3 protein-coding genes are annotated in these 2,912 nt (G+C 60.0%); 1 reads left to right on the top strand and 2 read right to left on the bottom strand.

The annotated features are described in order from the left end of the window. Nucleotides 1–285: 285 nt before the first annotated feature. Nucleotides 286–567: an excalibur calcium-binding domain-containing protein gene (locus AC1DO7_RS40770; RefSeq protein ID WP_441615943.1), complete on the top strand. Its 282-nt coding sequence runs from the start codon at nt 286–288 to the stop codon at nt 565–567. Between the two features lie 89 nt (nt 568–656). Here AC1DO7_RS40770 and AC1DO7_RS40765 read toward each other — a convergent pair whose 3' ends face one another. Then, a complete protein-coding gene (locus AC1DO7_RS40765) occupies nt 657–2,252 on the bottom strand; it encodes an arylsulfatase (protein WP_441649680.1) in 1,596 nt (531 codons plus the stop codon). A 313-nt stretch (nt 2,253–2,565) separates the two neighbouring features. After that, a partial coding sequence (locus AC1DO7_RS40760; RefSeq protein ID WP_477117522.1) for a helix-turn-helix transcriptional regulator occupies nt 2,566–2,912 on the bottom strand: 347 nt, incomplete at its 5' end.

Raw genomic sequence — 2,912 nt, 5'->3', positions numbered from 1 at the left:
TTGCCCACGATGATCGGCGCGGCATAGTCCGGCCAGGTCTCTGCGGGATCGTCGAGTGCAGGCGGCTCGACGCAATACACGTCACGCAGCAGCTGGCGCTGCACCGGGGCGTAGTTGTTGTACATGGGTGGTTCTCGTGGGCTTGGGCTTGCAGTATCTCACTCGGCGCCGTCGACTGGCTCGGCCCGGCAGGCTGACGCCAGCGGCTTCGGGCCGGAGTTCATTCAATAGTGTCAGCGTTCGGTGTCCGGTTGTGGCATTCTTCGCACAAAGAAAAGGGGTCACATGAACAAGCTTCTATTGCTCTGCGTCGCGGCGGCGGCCGCTTGGTTCTACTTCAAGCAATCACCCAAGGTTGAGCAAGCTGCCCAAGCTGCTTTGCCCATGATTGAAAAAACAGCACCTCCTGCGGCTTCGCCAGTCTTTCAATGCCAGGGGAAGCAGCACTGCAGCCAGATGACTTCATGCGAGGAGGCTCGTTTCTACCTGCGCAACTGCCCGAGCGTGAAGATTGACGGCGACCACGATGGCATCCCATGCGAGACGCCGCCGCTGCAGTGTTCGTAGATGGCGCGRGCCCGGCGCGCGACGCAGCTACACCCGCTTGAAGGCGGGCGTAGCTGCGTGTCGGTGAGTTCGCGGATTGCGGCGGACGGTCAGCGTGAACCCGCTCCCGTCCTGAGTTGCTCTTCTATCTTGGTAAGATTGAACGAGCCGGGTGACTGACTTGGCGGGTATTCTTTCATCGATTGCAGGAACTGAGCAGCCATTGCCTGAATCGGTACGATGACATACACCCTGTCCAGGAGCCAGTCGTTATAGGTGTTGGAGTTATGCTGGGATTTCTCGAATGGATCTCGACGCAGGTTGAAAACCAGCGGGACGCGCAGCTCCGTAAAAGGCTCTCGCCACACACCGAACGCTTCCCCCCGATTCTCCAGGAACACTACCTTCCAATCCTGATACCGGGCGGCGACGACCTGGCCGTCATCATTGACATACCAAAACTCCTTGCGGGGCGATTCCTTTGCCTTGCCCGACAGGTAGTCGTTCAGGTCGTAACCATCGCAATGTGCCCGGTATTTCCTGCCGGCAAACGTAGCTCCCTTCAGAAGGCGCTCCTTTACGTCTGGCATGCCGGCGGCCGCCAACAGCGTTGGCATCCAGTCCTCATGTGCGACGATGCCGGTGAGTATCGTGTCGGCTTGCCAATGACCCGGCCATCGGACGAAAGCAGGGACGCGGTAGGCACCTTCCCAATTGGAGTTTTTCTCGCTGCGGAACGGCGTGGTGCCCGCGTCGGGCCAGGTGTTGTAGTGAGGCCCGTTGTCGGTCGAATACATGACGATGGTGTCGTTGGTCAACCCCAGGCTGTCCAGCTCCTTAAGCAAGTCCCCGACCATGCGGTCATGCTCGACCATTCCGTCGCTGTATTCGTCCTGTCCCGAGATGCCGCGATTCTGGGCCTTCACATGGGTCCTGAAATGCATCCGAGTCGCATTCCACCAGATGAAGAACGGCTTGTCGGCTTTCGCCTGCCGGCCCATGAACTCCTTGGCGGCGGCGAGCGTCTCTTCATCAATTGTCTCCATCCGCTTCTTTGTGAGTGGCCCGGTGTCCTCGACCGTCTGCCCGCCCTTTCCATCCGCCTTGGACCGGATCACGCCGCGCGGGCCAAACTTCTTGGCAAATCCCGGATCCTTCGGGTAATCGAGGTTTTCGGGCTCCTCCGATGCGTTCAAGTGATACAGGCTTCCAAAATACTCGTCAAAGCCTTGCATGGTGGGCAGGTGCTCGTCACGGTCTCCAAAGTGATTCTTGCCAAACTGGCCGGTAGCGTACCCCTGCGCTTTTAGCAGTGCGGCAATTGTGGGATCGGATTTCTGCCAGCCTTCCTTGGCCCCCGGCAGCCCGACCTTTGTCATCCCGGTGCGCACCGGGACCGCGCCCCCGATAAAGGCCGCGCGCCCGGCGGTGCAACTCTGCTGTCCGTAGTAATCGGTGAACCCCACGCCTTCCTTGGCCAAGCGGTCAATGTTTGGCGTCGTGTAGCCCATCATGCCGTGGCTGTTCCGACTGATGTTCCAGGTGCCGATATCGTCGCCCCAAATAATGAGAATGTTGGGCTTCTTCCCGGTGGCCTGGGCCTGGGCCTGGGCCGGAGGACCGGCGATCAGCAGTGACAGGCAGAAAATCGGCAAGAGGAGCGCTGCGCCCCAAGTTGAACGCGAGCGTTGGAGTGCCTGGAGCATGCTGTACCTCACATGTATACGCGCAAGACGATGTGGATGCACCGAGATCAGGCTAGCAGAGAGGCGGCAGAAGCTGAATTAACTGTTATGTGCGGCGGTCTTACTTATTTCGCCTGCGCCCTCTGGCGAACGGAAGTGAACGGAGTCTCCTCCACTCGGCGGAGGCCCGGCAAAGTATTTGGGCGTTTCCTACCTGTAGGGGTTCGGCGGACGCGTTGGCTGGTTCCCGTATATGCCTTGTCAAGGGCGAGCGGGTTTCGAAGTTTCCGAAATCTTCCTGAGCACGGGATCGGCGTTGGCCGTGACGGCCCGGCTATGTGAAGCGCTCCCGTGCTGCCTGCTTGCGCTGGAGCAACGGCGCGTACTCGTGCAATTCCCGTGGCGCGATGTCGAAGGCGCGGCGGAATGCGCGCGTAAAGCTCGACGCATCATTGAAACCCAACCCCAGGGCAATATCCTGGACCTCCATATGCGGAAAGCGCACAAGCTCATCGGCCGCCATTCGCAGCCTGCGGCTGCGGATATAGGCGGCCAGGCCGCCTTCATGCTCAAAGAGACGGTAGACGCTGGCGCGCGAGAGATGCAGCGATGCCAACACGCTGTCAGGCGACAAATCCGGATCGTGCAGATTGGCCTCGACATGTCGCCGCACCTGTCCAT

The sequence above is a fragment of the Cupriavidus sp. 05N40 genome (assembly GCF_056397305.1).
This window is presented reverse-complemented; position numbering and strand designations above follow the sequence as displayed.

Coding starts and splice junctions, on each gene's coding strand:
- AC1DO7_RS40770 (WP_441615943.1), top strand. CDS start 286: ATGAACAAGCTTCTATTGCTCTGCGTCGCGGCGGCGGCCGCTTGGTTC.
- AC1DO7_RS40765 (WP_441649680.1), bottom strand. CDS start 2,252: ATGCTCCAGGCACTCCAACGCTCGCGTTCAACTTGGGGCGCAGCGCTC.